The sequence below is a fragment of the Desulfonatronospira sp. MSAO_Bac3 genome (genome assembly GCF_003838035.1).
Classification (GTDB): Bacteria; Desulfobacterota; Desulfovibrionia; order Desulfovibrionales; family Desulfonatronovibrionaceae; genus Desulfonatronospira; species Desulfonatronospira thiodismutans.
In genome coordinates, this window is sequence record NZ_QYZY01000189.1 from 1 (window position 1) to 15,073 (window position 15,073).

The window sequence follows — 15,073 nt, forward strand, 5'->3', positions numbered from 1 at the left end:
AAACAGTCTAACGATATCCAACTTATTTCCATATAAAGATATTTTGATATGTGCGTTGCGAGATAACTAAGTGAATACGGCAACCCCTGTCAAGGAAAATTTTCAAAAAAATATCGATTTTCATCCAACATATTGTTATAATTAAAAAATAAACTTCCTCTGACGTCCTGGCAGCATACAATTCCTCTGCAATGTCGTAACCATTCAGGGGATCATGGGTGTTGATTACTGGCACTCACGCCTCTGGCGTGAGTGGGGACTGTCCCTCGCTAAGTACTAAATGTGCAGGTTCACAAAAACTCGCGTCTGTAATTTTTGTATTTGTGAGGAGAAAAGGTGTCGCGGGGACTGTCCCCAGTCATGCCAGAGGCGTGTTTCCGGCATCACCTGAATGGTTACGTAATGTCCAGGACCACAGGCCGGGAAATAAAGTTGCTCTGCAGGGCAGGCCCTGATAAGCTGAACAACGTAAATACATCTGAAACTTTTCAAAAGCCAAGGCGGGGTTCAGGCTAATGCAGACAATTGCCGCTGTAGCACCAGGTCTTTTTTGTGCAGCATCCGGGCTGAATGGAAATACAGGCAGAGATCCGCAACAATCCGGAACAGTCATCTGGTTTACTGGGCTGCCCGGATGTGGCAAAAGCAGCATCTGCGATTTCGTTTTGTCCATGCTCCGGGACAAAGGCTTTGACCCGGTTCTGCTTCGCATGGATGACCGGCGCAAGCAATATTTTCCAAGGCCCGAATACACCAGGGAGGAACGGGAAAAGGCTTACGGGCTTTTTGCCAGGGAAGCAGTAGAGTACGCCCGGCAGGGCCGCCTGGTGCTTATGGACGCCACCGCCCCCAGGCTTGAAATGCGCAAAAGAGTTCGAGACCGGGTCCCTGTTTTTGCTGAAATTCATATCTACTGCACCCTGGACACAGCCATGCACAGGGAGCGCTCCAGGCCCGGCGGGCAGGTCATGGCCGAGCTTTATGACAAAGCCCTGGAGAGGAAAAAAACCGGCCGGGATTTTCCCGGACTGGGTATGGTCATCGGTGTGGACCAGGAGTTCGAGGTGGACCCGGAAGCCGAAATGACCCTGGAAAACGACCACCTGAGCCTGCAGGAAGCCGGACAGAAAGTGAGTGACTTCATCCTGGAAAACATTCTTTGCAAGTAACAACCAAGCCCTACTGTCAATGCACACCTTTTATCTACCCCCGGAAAAGTGGCAGGAGCCTTATTGCCTGGAGTCTGATGAAGCACACCATTTAAGCCGGGTGCTGCGCATTAGTGCCGGTGAAAAGATCCGTGTCCTGGATGGGCGGGGCAGAATGGGTGTTTTCGAGGTCCGTACCAGCAGCAGGAAAGAAGCCGGTTTGTTTCCGGAAAATATCTGGAGGGTGCCAAAACCCCAGACCAGGTTGCACCTGGCTCTGGGCTGGAACAAAAGTTCCCGGCGCTCCTGGCTTCTGGAAAAGGCCGTGGAACTTGGAGTATGGAGGCTTGTTTTCTGGACCGGCAAAAACAGCCAGGGCAGGATGGACAATGCCAGTTACCAAAACTGGCATAAAAAAATAGTCACGGCTGCCAAACAAAGCCGCAACCCCTGGTTCCCTGAGCCTGTGTTTCTTTCCGGGAATGTGCAGGAACTGGTGCAATACGCCCGTAATATACCTGTAAGAATCGCCCTGTGGGAGCAGGAATGCCAGGACGACCTAGTGAGTCTTTACCAAGCAGGCCCAGAACCGGACAGGGTGGTGGCCATCGGACCTGAAGGAGGACTTACACAGGAAGAACTGCAGGTGCTCATGCAGGCCGGCTTCAAGCCCGCTTCCCTTGGCCCCCGTGTGCTTCGCTGGGAAACGGCGGCCCTTAGCGTTTTATGCCTGGACATGTTCTTCAGGCACAGGGAAGAAGGTAAACATTGAGACCGAAAACAGCTACCTGCTTCTCCAGCCCCAGTCCACATCCATATCCCCGGGTGCCTGAATCTGCATCTGCAGATCCACCTCGCCCTTTTCTCCCCCGCCCAGATCCATTTCCCAGATGAACAAGGACTCTGTTTCTTCCGACGGTTCAGGGGTCAGGTCGAATGATGCCTGCATATTGTCGTCACCGAGAACCGGTCTTGGTTCCTCCAGCCTGATGCGCACGGGATGGTCGTGATGGTTGTGCACATTCACCAGGAAATGCCACCTGTAGGTCTGGCGCTCCCGGATAATCCCCCTGGTACCTGAGGCACTGGCTTTGGTGATGGTCTCTGCAGTAACAAAGGGATCCTCGCCGAAATAAATCTCTTTCTCCGCTCCAGTAAAACTAAAATCCCGGCGGCCCACCATGGCCTGGTCATGAAAAAACACGGCCTCGCCTGGCGGAATGTTCTGAACCTTATCCAGATCCAACTGTGCCCGCAAAAAAGCATTGTTGCTTCTGCTGGGGCGCAGCAGACGTACAAACTCTGCAGGCCAGGTCTCCTCCTGGATCTTTATCCTGGGCCTTTCCCCGGCTGCCAGATCCTGCTCTCCCAGATGCCAGACGGAAAACTGTCCCCGGCGCTCCTGGACCGGTGCTTTATCCGCGGCAGCCTCCATTACAGACATCCTGACGTCCCTGGGTCCGGGCAGGCCTGCTTCCGGTATTGGGCGGACAATCCAGTCCGGAATCCGGGGAGGGTCCAGGTCAGTCTGCGGCTCCAGGGTGGCCAGACTGATGCGGGTATCCTGCCAGTCATGGCCGCTGCTCTGCCAGACCCTGGCATTCCAGGTAAACTGCACCCAGCCCTCGGCGGAATCCGCCTGCAGCCGGTATTCAGGTTCCCATCCGCACCCGGACAGGATATAATCAAAGACTATACCTGCAGTTTCTAAGCTGTCTGCACCTTCCAGAAACACCAGCACTTCCCAGGTCTTGTGCTCGGGCCCCGTAATTTCCCTCAGTCTGTCCTGCAGCTCCTGGATTCTTTTTTCAATTTCCTCCAGTTCATTCCCAGCCTCGGACTTCTCCAGATAAGCAAGCTTCAAAGCTTCAAAGATTTTGGCAGCCGCCTGGTCCATCCGGTCTGCTTCCTCATGGTGATCCCTGCGGGATTCCCAGAAGGCTGTCCGGGCCTGGTAAGCCTTCAGGACAGCTTCCTGCTTCTGTCTGCTGCTTTCGTGCTCCTGGAGCTTTTGTCTAAGCTCCCGGACCCGCCTGGAATCTTCCGGGTCTGTCCTGGACCACTGCACATCTGCCACTGAAAGATCTTCCGGAGCTTCAGGGCGCACCAGCAGAGTGGAAGGATCAGCCTGGGCCGGGAGCTCCAGCCTCACTGCTGTCCGGCCTTCTCTTTCCTGCACTTCAAACTCCCCGGCATCCCAGACCCGGGCGGAATCGGGAAAGATCAGAGCCTCCCTGGGAGATGCCTGGGCCTTAAAAGGTGCTGGAAGACAAATTCCCGCCAGCGCCAACAGACAGATCAAAAGATTCATCCACTTTACAGGCATCAAAATCTCCTTGAATTAATAAAAAGATCTTTTTGGCAACTGAGCAGGAAAAGTCCTGCACAGGACAGGCTACTCCATCTCCTCGGGCATAGCCGGGAAAAGCGGGATACGTATGGTGATACTGGTTCCTTTGCCTTCCTGGCTTAAAAGGTTGATGCTGCCCCCCATATCGTCCATGATTTTTTTGGTCATGGCCAGACCCAGTCCTGCACCAGAGGCCTCTTTGGTGGTAAAGAAGGGGTTAAAAACCTTTTCCCGGATTTCCTTGGGTATCCCCTTGCCGCTGTCGCTCACCTCCACCCCGACATACTCTTCTTCCATAAAAGTCCGGATAGTCAGGGTGCCGCCTTCAGGCATGGACTCCAGGGCATTTTTGACCAGATTGATAAGACACTGCTTCAAAAGTTCCGGGTCACCCCTGGCATTGGCCAGCCCCTGGTCCAGGCTGGAGTCCACATGAACACCCTGCTCTACACAGGTCATGTTGAACAGGTGCATGATATCCTCCAGAACTTTGTTGACGTTTAGCTCCTGCTGCTCCGGACTGGTGGGCCTGGCGAAATTGATGATGCTTTTAAGGATCTTGTCCAGCCGCCTGGATTCCTGCAGGATTATGTTCACCTTGTCCCGGGAGACTGCGTCCAGCTCAGGGTTTCGAAGCACTGCGTTGGCAAAGCCCCCGATGGCAAAAAGAGGATTTCTGATTTCATGGGCGATATAGGTGGAAAGCTCACCTATGGCTGCGAGTTTTTCTGATTGCTGCAGGCGTTTTTCCATCTCTGTGCGCACGGTTATGTCCCGACGCATTTCCACCACCCTGGTAAGCTGCCCGGCCCCGTTAAAGACCGGGTAGGTATAGATTCTGAAATAATGTGCCCGGCCCTGCTCATCCACCCAGGTCTGCATGGCCTCAGCCGGCCGGCTCTCATCCAGGGTCTTGCGAAAAGGACATTCAGTGCTGCTGAAGCCCGGTCCGGCATAATCATCAGAGCAGGCAAACACGTCCCAGCAGTACTTGCCCACAATATCCTCCTTTTGCCTTTCCAGCCTCTTGACAACATTCATGTTCACGTCCTGGACTATCCCGTTGGTGTCCAGAAGCAGCATGTCATCCTGGATCTGGTCCGTAACCGCTTCGAAAAGCGCCCGCTGCTGGTTCAGGTTCAGCCTGCACTTGTTGCTCACCTCGGCCATGATGAGCATCCCGCACAGAAAGGTAGCTGCATTGTGATCCACCATGGAAATATTGGCCGGCAGGCTCTTGCGCAGCTTTTTGACCATGTGCTGCTTGTCTGTCAGCTCTATGACCAGATTTATTTCCGGGTGGGCTTTGAGCATATCATGGTGGGATTCATAGAGCTTCACCCCCATTTCCAGGGCTTTTCGCAGACGCCTGTCCCTGGAGTAGGGCTGGGACAGGGCGACAAGATTGAGCCTGGGAAAAAACTCTTCCAGGTCAGGGTTGCGGGTCAGCTGCAGGATGGATTCAAACCCGGTACCCGTACCGATGATGCCTATATTGAAGCCTTTCTCCACTTCTTCCAGTATGCACAGCTGCTCCTGGTGCAAAAAATCTTCTTCCTGGGACATTGCTTGCCTCTTGGAACATATTGAAAATTAGATCAATATCAATTGCCGTAAAGCCCGGTCCGGCCGCTTAAAGCAGGCATCACCTGGCCAGAGCCTTTTCGCTTGCAAAAAACACGCTCTTTTCCCCGGTTAGAGGTCTTTGCGAGGACGGGTCAACATACCGGTCCTCGGTCAACTGCATCCGATACCCGAAAGTGATATATATGTCCTCTGATCCAGGCATTTTGTCCGGTTTGAGCCTGAAATCCATGGGTACCCCGTTTTGCGGATCCAGCTCCTGGGTAGGATACACCCTGAGATCTCTGGCCAGTACCCGGCCATCATCATCACTTAGATAGGCGGTAATCCACAGGTTGTGCATCCATTTGCCCCACCCGGGAAGGTTTTCCTGCCTGGGATAAGCAGTGCCCTGGATATGGTAGTGATCATTCTTCACCTTATTTACGTAGGCAAAGTCCCAGTAGCGCATCTGCAGTTCCTCCTCCTGGTCGAAGCTCAGTGGATTGGAACTCAGATGCTTCACGCTCATATACGAACATCCGGCCAACATCATTATAATACACAAAAGCAGAATGTATCTGGGCATGCTTTTATCCATTGTAGCCCCCGTTGGTTTGCTTTTCCCGGCAACAGGACCTCCGCCCGTCACCCCCTGCTGACAACCCCTGCTACATAACCAATAATCTTCCTGAATTCCTCAATTCCCCAATCCCCCAATCCATAAATCCCTTAATTCCTTAATTCCTTAATTCTAAATCCATCAATTACTGCTTAAAAGGCGGTCCATGCATAATCATCTCCGCCAAAGTCATATTAACCCTGTCCATTTTTACTATCTTTGGACCAACATAGCTTTGCTCCAGCCAGGCCAACTGATGATAAAACCTGGTCCGGTCCAGCCTGGGGACATGGCTTAGATGCTCTGTCTTTTCCCGGCACCTGAAGCACCCCGGAAATTCCCGGGAGCGCCCCCCGGGAGCGGTGTGGGTGCTGGGCACCCCGTGCAGGCGGCAGATCATAAGCCTGTGATGGTACAAAACACACCAGCCATCAAAGTTTACCGGGCACATGATCAAGGGATCTCTGCCCTGGGACAGGTCGGTGTTCATCTGTTCCACGTATTCCCCGGCCCGCTCCACGATCTCCCGGCGTATTTCCGGGCGGCACTGCTCCAGGCCTTTCCAGAAATAGGCCCATTCCACCCTGGTATGATGCCTGAAAAAACTGTTGCAGCAGTTGTCCGGGCACCCATCGCAGGTAAACCCGGTTTCGGCTGCTACCTGATCATAACTGTTCTGCATCTCCTGGTACAGCTTCTCAAGCTTATTGAAAACCACCCTGGGCATCAATTTTTTAATTTTTGCCACTGTCTTAAAACCTCTACACACTGCTCCGGGCTTTTTTTATCCGTATCCAGGACCAGTTGGGCATATTTTTCATACAAAGGCCTGCGCTGGCGGTATACCTGCTCCAGGCTGAAACCCTTCTGCACCGCCATGCCCCTGTCCCGGGCATCGCTGATACGCTTAGAAATGACCTCCAGTCCGGCCCTGAGATAAACTATGCGGCCAAGGCTTCCCAGGTGCTGCATGGCCCGGGGGCGATAAACCACGCTTCCTCCAGTGGAAATGACCGCCTGATGCAGATTTATGGAACTTACCAGTTCCGCCTCGGCATCAAGAAATCCCTCCAGGCCCAGGTGGTCTAAAACAGCCTGCAGGGGCATTCCCCACCAGGCCTGAATCAGATAATCCGTATCAACCCAGGCGCACCTTCTGTCTGCGCATAAAATCCTGCCCAGGGTGGACTTGCCCGAACCCGGCATACCGATTAAAATCAGACAGGTGGATTGCTGCAGTATCTTTTTTTCTTTGTTCTGCGACACTTGATAGACCCTGGCATCACTTAGCCATGAAGCTGTCAATATTGAATAATTGAATCAGCGGCAAAAGAAAAGGGCCAACTCCATCCAAATTTGAACAGGCATGGGAATTGACCAAAGTCTTTGTACCGCCTATAAACACCCCGGGGCCGATAACCCGGGATCAAGAACGCCCGGGCAATAGCCCGTGCGCAGACCGCCAATTTCTTTCCAGGAGAATTCATGCAGGACAAAAGCCTGGATATTATTCATGCCCACGCCCGGGACGGGTCCAGGGCCAGGGACGCTTTTTTCGAGAAAAACGCTTTAGAACTTGCAGCCATAAGCAGAACAATCGCCGCAAGCATGGTGGCCGGGGGCAAGGTGCTTTTCTGCGGAAATGGCGGCAGCGCGGCTGATGCCCAGCACCTGGCGGCTGAATTCGTAAACCGCTTTCTTCTGGAAAGGCCACCTTTGCCGGCCATTGCCCTGACCACGGATACCTCGATACTTACAGCCATAAGCAATGATTATCATTTCCACGAGGTATTCGTAAAGCAGGTCAAGGCCCTGGGTCGCTCCGGGGATATCCTGGTGGGCATATCCACCTCCGGGGGCAGCGACAATATCAACAAGGCCCTGCATCAGGCCCTGGAATTGGATATGGTCACAGTGGGGCTCACGGGTAAAAAGGGCCGGGAGCCCATGCAGGCATGCTGCTCTCACCTGCTCGTGGTGGACGAGGAATCAACCCCCATCATCCAGGAGGTGCACATTGCCGCCGGGCACATCATCTGCATGCTTGTGGATCACTACCTTTTTGAGACTCCTCACGAGCTGTAAGTAAATATCTGTGTACCATAAAAAGTGTCGAGGTAGATGCAAGGCGTGCTGAATAATTACAGGATATAGAATGGAGGAAATATAAATGCCTTTACATGAATTTGTCTGTACCGATTGTGGATTAGAATTTGAAGAGCTTATCCTGAAGGAAGGCGAGACGGTAAACTGCCCCGGGTGCAGCAGCTCCGGCGTCCAGAAGCTCATATCCGCCTGCAAGTTCAGAACTGGCGGTCCGGTGGTGGAAGGCAGTCCTTCGGCCAATGCCGTAACCTCCAGGGGCTCGGGCTGCGGCGGATGCGCCGGCGGAAGCTGTTCAACCTGCTGAACCTGAACCTCTCAGGAGACCTGCATGTCTTCCCTGCTCATAAAAGATGTCCTTTTGAGGGACCGCATCGTTGATGTCCTCATCCAGGACGGCCGCTTCAGCGAAATCGCCCCCGGCCTTGAGCAGCCGGGGGCTCAAGTCCTGGACGGAAGAGACCGGGCTATACTGCCCTCGTTTATCAATGCACACACCCACGCAGCCATGACTCTGCTCAGGGGCTATGCCGACGACCTGGAGCTTTTTACCTGGCTTCAGGATCACATCTGGCCCTTTGAGTCCAGGCTCACCTTCAACGACATATATATCGGGGCCAAGCTGGCCTGCCTGGAGATGATCAAGACCGGGACCACCCTCTTCTGCGACATGTACTGGCATATGCCGGCCACCGCAAAAGCCGTGGAGGAAATGGGTATCCGGGCCGCTCTGTCCTCTGTTTTCATTGATTTCGGCGATCCGTCCAAGGCCAAGCAGTTCCGTTCCCGCACCAGGAAATTTTTCCGGGAAAACCCGGGGCATGAACGAATTATTTATACCCTGGGACCCCACGGTATCTATACTGTATCCAGGGATTCCCTGACCTGGGTGGCACAATTCGCCCGGGAACAAAACATGCTGGTACACATCCACCTTTCAGAAACCCGCAAGGAAGTCCAGGACTGCTTAGACGCCCACGGGGTACGCCCTGTTGAATACCTTGACAGCTTAGGCTTTCTGGGCCCCAACATCATCGCCTGCCACGGCATCTGGCTCAGCGAAAAAGAGATGGACCTGCTGGCCCAGCGCGAGGTCAAGGTGGTGCACAACCCCGTATCCAACATGAAGCTTGGCTCCGGGGTATTTCCCTTCCGGGAAATGAGCAGGCGTGAGATCTGCATAGGCCTGGGCACGGACGGCTGTTCTTCCAACAACAACCTGGACATGCTGGAGGAAATGAAGGTCGCCGCCCTGCAGGCCAAGCTCTCCAGCTTCGAGAACCGCGTTTTGCCGGCCAACATGGTTGAATCCGGCGACAGCAGTTTTCTGGAACAGCTTTACCTGGATCCCACCCTGTTTACCGCGGGCCAGGCCCTGGATTTTGCCACCAGCAACGGGGCCCGCATATTCGGCCTGGACATGGGAAAAATCGCCCCGGGCATGCTGGCCGACTGCATCCTGGTGGATCTCAACCATTACAGCCTGATTCCGCGCCACGACCTGGTTTCCAACCTGGTCTACTCCGCCTCCAGCGAATGCATAGACACCACCATCTGCAACGGACGCGTACTCATGCAGGGACGCAAAGTACCCGGAGAAGATGAAATCATAGAGGAGATGAAAGAGTGGGAGAAAGAAATGAAAAACAGGCCCTGATCCTGGTCTACACCGGGGAAGGCAAGGGCAAGACTTCAGCCGCGGTGGGCCAGGCAGTACGCGCCCTGGGTGCCGGCATGAGCGTTGGATTCGGGCAGTTCTTCAAGCGTGACTCCCAGTCCGGTGAGCAGAATGTGCTCAAAAAGCTTCTTTCCCCGGATATGTTTCTGGCTTCCGGGGAGGGCTTTTACCGGGACGGCCGGGATCATGAGCGCCACCGGGACAAGGCCCTGACCCTGCTTGACTGGGCCAGGGACAAGATCCAGTCCGGCACGGAAATGCTGGTCCTGGACGAGGTTTTGTATGCTCTAAGCCGCGGGCTCATCCAGCGCCAGGAACTGGAATTCATCCTGGACGGAGCCCGGGATAAAGGCACCAACCTGGTGCTTACCGGCAGGGATCTCCCGGAATGGTTAAGGGATCGAGCAGACCTGGTTTCAGAAATCCACCTGATCAAGCATCACTTTGAGCAGAACATTTCCGCCCGCAAAGGCATAGAGTTTTAAAACGCTTTGCAAATGTAAGGCAGCAACCCCGCAAGCATTTATTATGTTCAAAACCATGCGCTCCAGGCTTGTTGCCATTATTGCTCTTATCCTGCTGCTTACTGCTGCAGTCATCATCTATTTTACGCACCGGGATGTAGGCAGGGAAGTGACCAGGCTGGAACAGAACAATGCCGAAAACATCCTCAATTCCGTCTTTCTCAATATCCAGGGAGTCTACAGGGGACTTATCTTCGACCGGGTCAGCAGTATAGACCGGGCCAAAGACCGACTGCACCGCGAAGTACGCATGATCCTCTCAGGCCTGGACCTGCCTGATGCACCGGTAGAGACCCCGGCCCGGGAATTCGAGAAATCCGGCAAGGATGAACTCTTAGAGTGGCTGCAGGCCCTTGGGCAAGGCGACACTGAATTTTTTGTCGCTGATCCAGGCCAAGACATTATTTTTTCCTCCCGGGAAGGCCTTGAGGGACAAAACCTGGACCAGATGCAGGACTTAAGGGGAGAACCCATTTCAGATGCCGTGAACAGGGAAGAAAGCCCCCGCAGGCAATACATTGTCTTTTCCCCGGAATCAAAGGAGACTGAAAAGGACCAGAACCTGGCCTACCTGAGCAGTTTTCCCGGGCTGGAATGGGTCCTGGGGGCATTCGTGGACATATCCTCCATTGAAGAGGCTGAAAAGGACCGCATGCAGGAACTGATTCAGGAGCTGCAGGAGCAGTTCAGGCAGGTCAGCCTGGCTGAAAGCGGATCACTTTTTATTTTCCGGGAGGACGGGGAGATGGTGGTCCCGCCCCACGAACCTGCACATGAAGAGGAGCTTGCCCCTCACCTGCCCGGTCTGGCCCGGCAAAGTCTCCAGAGCGAAACCGGCCGCAGCACCCTGGATACCGGTCAGGGATCCATGATTGTCCTGACCAGGTACTTCAGGCCTCTGGACTGGTACTTGAGCGCCATGATCCCCGAGGCCGAAATCAGGGCCCCTGCCCAGGGCATGGTCCAGAGACAGTCGTGGCTCATTGCCGGCATTTTCCTTTTGGGGGCTTTGGCAGCCGTATTTTTCGTGCGCCACATATCCAGGCCCTTGTCCCTGCTGGCCGGGCACACCCGGGATCTGGCCGGCAAAGACCTGGCTTCGGACGATTTTGAGTCGGAAAAGATCATTGCCCTGACCAGGAAGCATCATGACGAAGTGGGCGAGCTGGCCGGCTCATTTGTATACATGCAGGAAGAGCTCAAAAAAAATGTCCGCAAGCTCCTGGAAACCACTGCAGCCAAGGAGAGATACGAAAGCGAACTCTCCCTGGCCAGAGACATTCAGATGAGCATAGTGCCCAGGAAGTTTCCGGCCTTCCCGGACATCAGGGAGTTTGATCTTTTCGCCATTCTTGAGCCTGCCAGGGAGGTGGGTGGCGACCTGTATGACTTTTTCCTGCTGGATGAGCAGCATTTGTGTTTCACAGTGGGAGACGTATCAGACAAGGGCATGCCAGCGGCCCTGTATATGGCCATTACCAGGACCCTCATCCAGAGCCATGCCGCCAAGGAAAAGTCCCCGGCAGGGATAATGGCCCGGGTGAATAACGACCTGAGCAGGGACAACCCCAAGAGCATGTTTGTCACCCTCATTATCGGCATCCTGGACATGTCCACCGGCGAGATCAGATACGCCAATGCCGGTCACAATCTGCCCATACACATGGATGCCCAGGGCGGGCTTTCTTTTGTCAAGGGCATAAGCGGCCCTGTGGCCGGGGCCATGGAAGACCTGCCCTACAGGGAGCTTCTGGTAACCTTGAACCCTGGTGAAAGCCTTTTTCTGTATACCGACGGCGTTACCGAAGCCATGAACCAGAAACAGGAACTCTTTTCCGATGAAAGGCTGCTGCAGACGGCCATGCAGGCCAAAAACCAGGAACTGCAAAAGCTTTTGCATGACATCCGCAAAGAGATCAGGACATTCTCGGCAGATGTGCCCCAGTCCGACGACATCACCATGTTTGTTCTGAGATACTACGGTCCCGGCGCTTCCTTAAAACCGGACAGGTAAGGATCACATGCACTTCAGACTGAAGATATTCACGGCCACCCTGGCCATCCTTCTTTTTACCCTGGTTCTCAATTCCGTTTTGAGCATCTCCTCCTTTGAGAAGATATACTCCAGGTCCCTTGTATCCATCATGGAATCCAGGGCGGTAAACCTCAAGCAGGACATTGAGCGCGGAATCCTGCTGGGCAAGCCCCTGGACGCCTTTGAAGGCATGGACGATATGCTGGCTCAGTTCCTGGATTCCAACCCCAGGGTGGAAAACGTGGCCGTGAGCATGGAACCCGGGGAAATAATCTATTTCAAGGGGGCAGAAGAAAATGGTTCCAGTCTTCTTGCCCGGCATGCGCAGGAATTTGAGGGGCAAGAGGAACCCCACGCCGTTTTTGACCGGGACAGATACATTTTATACCTGCCCATAGTCCACAGGGCTGAACAACAGACCCACGGAGGGTTGCTCCTCTCCTTTTCCCAGGCAGTGATACTGGAGCGCATCACTCAGATGATCAAGGGTGCCCTGAACCGCCTGGGCTGGTCCCTGGGGGGCACCGCCCTTGTTCTGGTGGGCCTTCTGGGTCTTTTCGTGGTCCGCCCCATCAGAAAGGACCTGGTAAGAATCAGGCAGGCCCTTTTGCCCTTTACCCGGGAACACGAAACAGCCGGCACACAGAACGTGCCCCATGAAGAAGCGGATAGCCGGCTGAGCCCGGTTTTAAAAGACGCAAAAACCCATAAGGCCGGGCCTGCTGCGCCCGGATCCGGCCGGACGCCCCTGACCCAGAAATTTCCTGATTCCAGGATAATTCGCAACGACATACTAAGCCTTGGCAGCTACCTGCAGGAGATAGCCCTGGAACTTGAATCGAGAGGCAAAGAGGCCGCAGAATCCCCAGGGCGCTCTTTAAAAGAAATTGCAGACGGCCTGGAAAGTTGCAGCAGCGAGCTTGCCTGGCACCTGGAAAACGAAGAAATACCCCATGATCTTAGACTTGAACTGGAACAGATCATCAGGGACAGCCGGCAGGCCGCCGGAGTCCTTGGCGAAACTAAAGAGGGGAGGTACGCATCAGGCTTCAAAGAGCCTTCAGCTGATACATCAGGCAGGGGAGGCGGCTTATGAAACCGGACCTGAGCCTGAAAGTAAATGTGTTCCTGGTGGCTGTGGCGGTGATCATACTGGGGCAGGCTGCGTATTCTTATTTCAATATAAATGCTTTTCAGTCCAGCCACGTGAGCACCATCAGGGAAAAGGCCCAGAGCGCCGGCCAGAACCTGAAAAATGACCTGGAATATGTCCTGGACATGGGCATCTCTCTCGAGAGGATAGCCAGGCTTGAGGACAACCTGGAAAATATCCTCGCCGACCTGCCTGAGGTAGAGTTCATGGAGATCACCGACACCAGGGACTATACACTTTTTTTTGCCGACCATGACCAGGCCCTGGACATTGAGCCCGGCACCCGCAAGTCCGATTTTGTCCACAAGCCCTACGTCTCTGAGCTGTCCCGCAAGGGCCTGACTCCTGAAGACACGGACATATCCCTGCCCCTGAAGGCGCAGGGGCAGATCCAGGGCCACATCAACATGCACATTTCCGGAAGCGTCATCCACGCCCAGTCCAGGCAGATCATGTGGGACATGCTCACAGTCATGTTCACCTCTCTTCTGCTGACCTTTGAATTTCTCACCTTTTTCGTCATCTACTATATAAGCCACCCATTAAGCGTGCTGCGCCGGGACATCTCCCGCAACTATCCGCGGCTTATGCCCGTGGACAAGGACAAGTACGCTTCCCTGGGCGAGATAAGCGTGCTGGCGGATTATTATAACTCCATAATAAAAAACCAGGCCCAGAGATTTGCCACAGGTCTGCGGGGCTTTCTTCCGGATCTGTCCCAGGGGCTTTCTGCACCGCCCCGGCAGCAGACAGAAAAAATATCCGGCCTGGTTCAGGAGCTTGACGGACCTGAATCCAGCCGTGCTGAAGCACCCCAGGCTGCCCTGCAGAAAATCAGGGCCTGCCTGCAAAAGGTCAACACTTACTGGAGTGACCTGGCCATAAGCATGGAAGGCGGCAGCAGGACCCGGGCACCTGCAGCAGACCGGGATGAAGCTTCCGGGTCTGTCCCCTACTCCCTCATCAGGCCTCTTATCTTTCTTTTCATCATGGCCGACGGATTCAGCCTGTCCTTTTTCCCCATGTATGTTGACTCCCTTTATGAGCCTATTCTGGGCCTGTCCCGGGAGATGATAATAGGCCTGCCCATTGCCGCTTTTATGCTTACCATGGCCGTATCCATGCCCCTGGCCGGATCCATGACCGATTCCAGGGGCTGGTTCAGACCTCTGATAATCGGACTTGTACTTAATGCTGCAGGACATTTTCTCACTGCCATGGCCCAGGATATTCTGTGGCTTATAGTATTTCGCTGCCTGGCCGCTGTGGGCCTGGGCGTGGTTTTCATGTGCTGCCAGCGCTTCGTGATTGACAATACCAGCCTCAAGGCCAGGTCCATGGGCATGGCCGGATTCCTGGCCGCCTTTTTCAGCGGGGATATCTGCGGCACGGTCATAGGGGCCATGCTGGCGGAAAGAATCGGTTATGCAAACGTGTTCTATGTAAGCGCCCTGTTCACCTGCCTGGCCCTGATTTTCGCAGTTCTGGTCTTCAGGGGGGAGTTCAGGCCGGCAAAACCACAATCGTCGGGGGGCTTCAGCCTTCCCTTCAAAGCCTCCCAGCTTTTCCAGGTCTTCCGGGACAGGGAGTTCGCGGCCGTGCTCTGGCTGCAGGCCATCCCGGCCAAGCTGGTCCTGGTGGGATTTCTGTTTTTCTTTGTCCCCCTTTACCTGAGCAGCATTGACGCCCTGCAGTCCAATATAGGCCGGGTGATCATGTGCTACGGCATATGCCTCGTTTTTGCAGGCCCGCTTATATCGCATCTTTTCCCCCAGGTATATCTTCGCAAATACTTCATACTCCTGGGCGGGCTCATAACTGCCGGGGCAATGCTTTCTTTCGCCCTTTTCAGCGGTTTCATACCCATCCTGGTCATGGTCATAATGCTGGGCATAGC

14 protein-coding genes are annotated in these 15,073 nt (G+C 54.3%); 9 read left to right on the forward strand and 5 right to left on the reverse strand.

Features of this window, described 5'->3' with window-relative positions:
- Positions 1–515: 515 nt before the first annotated feature.
- Positions 516–1,169: an adenylyl-sulfate kinase gene (locus D5S03_RS06580; protein WP_287043077.1), complete on the forward strand. Its 654-nt coding sequence runs from the start codon at positions 516–518 to the stop codon at positions 1,167–1,169.
- Between the two features lie 19 nt (positions 1,170–1,188).
- A complete protein-coding gene (locus tag D5S03_RS06585) occupies positions 1,189–1,920 on the forward strand; it encodes an RsmE family RNA methyltransferase (protein ID WP_287043079.1) in 732 nt (243 codons plus the stop codon).
- A 12-nt stretch (positions 1,921–1,932) separates the two neighbouring features.
- Here the strand turns inward: D5S03_RS06585 and D5S03_RS06590 are convergent, their stop codons facing one another.
- The 5 genes from D5S03_RS06590 to thrB form a co-directional block, all read right to left on the reverse strand.
- Positions 1,933–3,474: a DUF4139 domain-containing protein gene (locus D5S03_RS06590; RefSeq protein ID WP_287043081.1), complete on the reverse strand. Its 1,542-nt coding sequence runs from the start codon at positions 3,472–3,474 to the stop codon at positions 1,933–1,935.
- Between the two features lie 69 nt (positions 3,475–3,543).
- Positions 3,544–5,064, reverse strand: a complete 1,521-nt coding sequence (locus D5S03_RS06595; RefSeq protein ID WP_287043082.1) for an ATP-binding protein — start codon at positions 5,062–5,064, stop codon at positions 3,544–3,546.
- A gap of 79 nt (positions 5,065–5,143) precedes the next feature.
- Positions 5,144–5,593: a hypothetical protein gene (locus D5S03_RS06600; RefSeq protein ID WP_144311496.1), complete on the reverse strand. Its 450-nt coding sequence runs from the start codon at positions 5,591–5,593 to the stop codon at positions 5,144–5,146.
- Positions 5,594–5,828: 235 nt separating this feature from the next.
- The gene (locus D5S03_RS06605; RefSeq protein ID WP_353745149.1) at positions 5,829–6,431 is read right to left on the reverse strand and encodes a hypothetical protein; all 603 of its coding nucleotides are present in this window, start codon (positions 6,429–6,431) and stop codon (positions 5,829–5,831) included.
- Entirely contained in the window at positions 6,410–6,949 is a 540-nt protein-coding gene (gene thrB / locus D5S03_RS06610) for a homoserine kinase (protein ID WP_008870010.1), read from the reverse strand. The genes D5S03_RS06605 and thrB overlap by 22 nt, the downstream gene beginning before the upstream one ends.
- 219 nt (positions 6,950–7,168) lie before the next feature.
- Here thrB and D5S03_RS06615 point away from each other — a divergent pair, with 219 nt between their 5' ends.
- The 7 genes from D5S03_RS06615 to D5S03_RS06645 form a co-directional block, all read left to right on the forward strand.
- Complete coding sequence (locus D5S03_RS06615) at positions 7,169–7,768, forward strand: D-sedoheptulose 7-phosphate isomerase (protein WP_287043084.1); 600 nt, start codon at positions 7,169–7,171, stop codon at positions 7,766–7,768.
- Between the two features lie 85 nt (positions 7,769–7,853).
- Complete coding sequence (locus D5S03_RS06620) at positions 7,854–8,093, forward strand: FmdB family zinc ribbon protein (RefSeq protein WP_287043085.1); 240 nt, start codon at positions 7,854–7,856, stop codon at positions 8,091–8,093.
- 24 nt (positions 8,094–8,117) lie between these two features.
- On the forward strand, positions 8,118–9,443 hold the full coding sequence (locus tag D5S03_RS06625; protein WP_287043086.1) for an amidohydrolase: 1,326 nt from the start codon (positions 8,118–8,120) through the stop codon (positions 9,441–9,443).
- Positions 9,413–9,949, forward strand: coding sequence for a cob(I)yrinic acid a,c-diamide adenosyltransferase (locus tag D5S03_RS06630; protein WP_287043087.1), 537 nt, complete (start codon positions 9,413–9,415; stop codon positions 9,947–9,949). The genes D5S03_RS06625 and D5S03_RS06630 overlap by 31 nt, the downstream gene beginning before the upstream one ends.
- Before the next feature lie 43 nt (positions 9,950–9,992).
- Positions 9,993–12,002 (forward strand): SpoIIE family protein phosphatase, encoded by a 2,010-nt coding sequence (locus D5S03_RS06635; RefSeq protein WP_287043088.1) that lies wholly within the window; start codon positions 9,993–9,995, stop codon positions 12,000–12,002.
- Between the two features lie 7 nt (positions 12,003–12,009).
- Positions 12,010–13,119 (forward strand): hypothetical protein, encoded by a 1,110-nt coding sequence (locus D5S03_RS06640; RefSeq protein WP_287043090.1) that lies wholly within the window; start codon positions 12,010–12,012, stop codon positions 13,117–13,119.
- A partial coding sequence (locus D5S03_RS06645) for an MFS transporter (RefSeq protein WP_287043092.1) occupies positions 13,116–15,073 on the forward strand: 1,958 nt, incomplete at its 3' end. The genes D5S03_RS06640 and D5S03_RS06645, both read left to right, overlap by 4 nt.

Coding starts and splice junctions, on each gene's coding strand:
- D5S03_RS06620 (WP_287043085.1), top strand. CDS start 7,854: ATGCCTTTACATGAATTTGTCTGTACCGATTGTGGATTAGAATTTGAA.
- D5S03_RS06585 (WP_287043079.1), top strand. CDS start 1,189: ATGCACACCTTTTATCTACCCCCGGAAAAGTGGCAGGAGCCTTATTGC.
- D5S03_RS06615 (WP_287043084.1), top strand. CDS start 7,169: ATGCAGGACAAAAGCCTGGATATTATTCATGCCCACGCCCGGGACGGG.
- D5S03_RS06625 (WP_287043086.1), top strand. CDS start 8,118: ATGTCTTCCCTGCTCATAAAAGATGTCCTTTTGAGGGACCGCATCGTT.
- D5S03_RS06580 (WP_287043077.1), top strand. CDS start 516: ATGCAGACAATTGCCGCTGTAGCACCAGGTCTTTTTTGTGCAGCATCC.
- D5S03_RS06640 (WP_287043090.1), top strand. CDS start 12,010: ATGCACTTCAGACTGAAGATATTCACGGCCACCCTGGCCATCCTTCTT.
- D5S03_RS06590 (WP_287043081.1), bottom strand. CDS start 3,474: ATGCCTGTAAAGTGGATGAATCTTTTGATCTGTCTGTTGGCGCTGGCG.
- D5S03_RS06600 (WP_144311496.1), bottom strand. CDS start 5,593: ATGAGCGTGAAGCATCTGAGTTCCAATCCACTGAGCTTCGACCAGGAG.
- D5S03_RS06595 (WP_287043082.1), bottom strand. CDS start 5,064: ATGTCCCAGGAAGAAGATTTTTTGCACCAGGAGCAGCTGTGCATACTG.
- D5S03_RS06635 (WP_287043088.1), top strand. CDS start 9,993: ATGTTCAAAACCATGCGCTCCAGGCTTGTTGCCATTATTGCTCTTATC.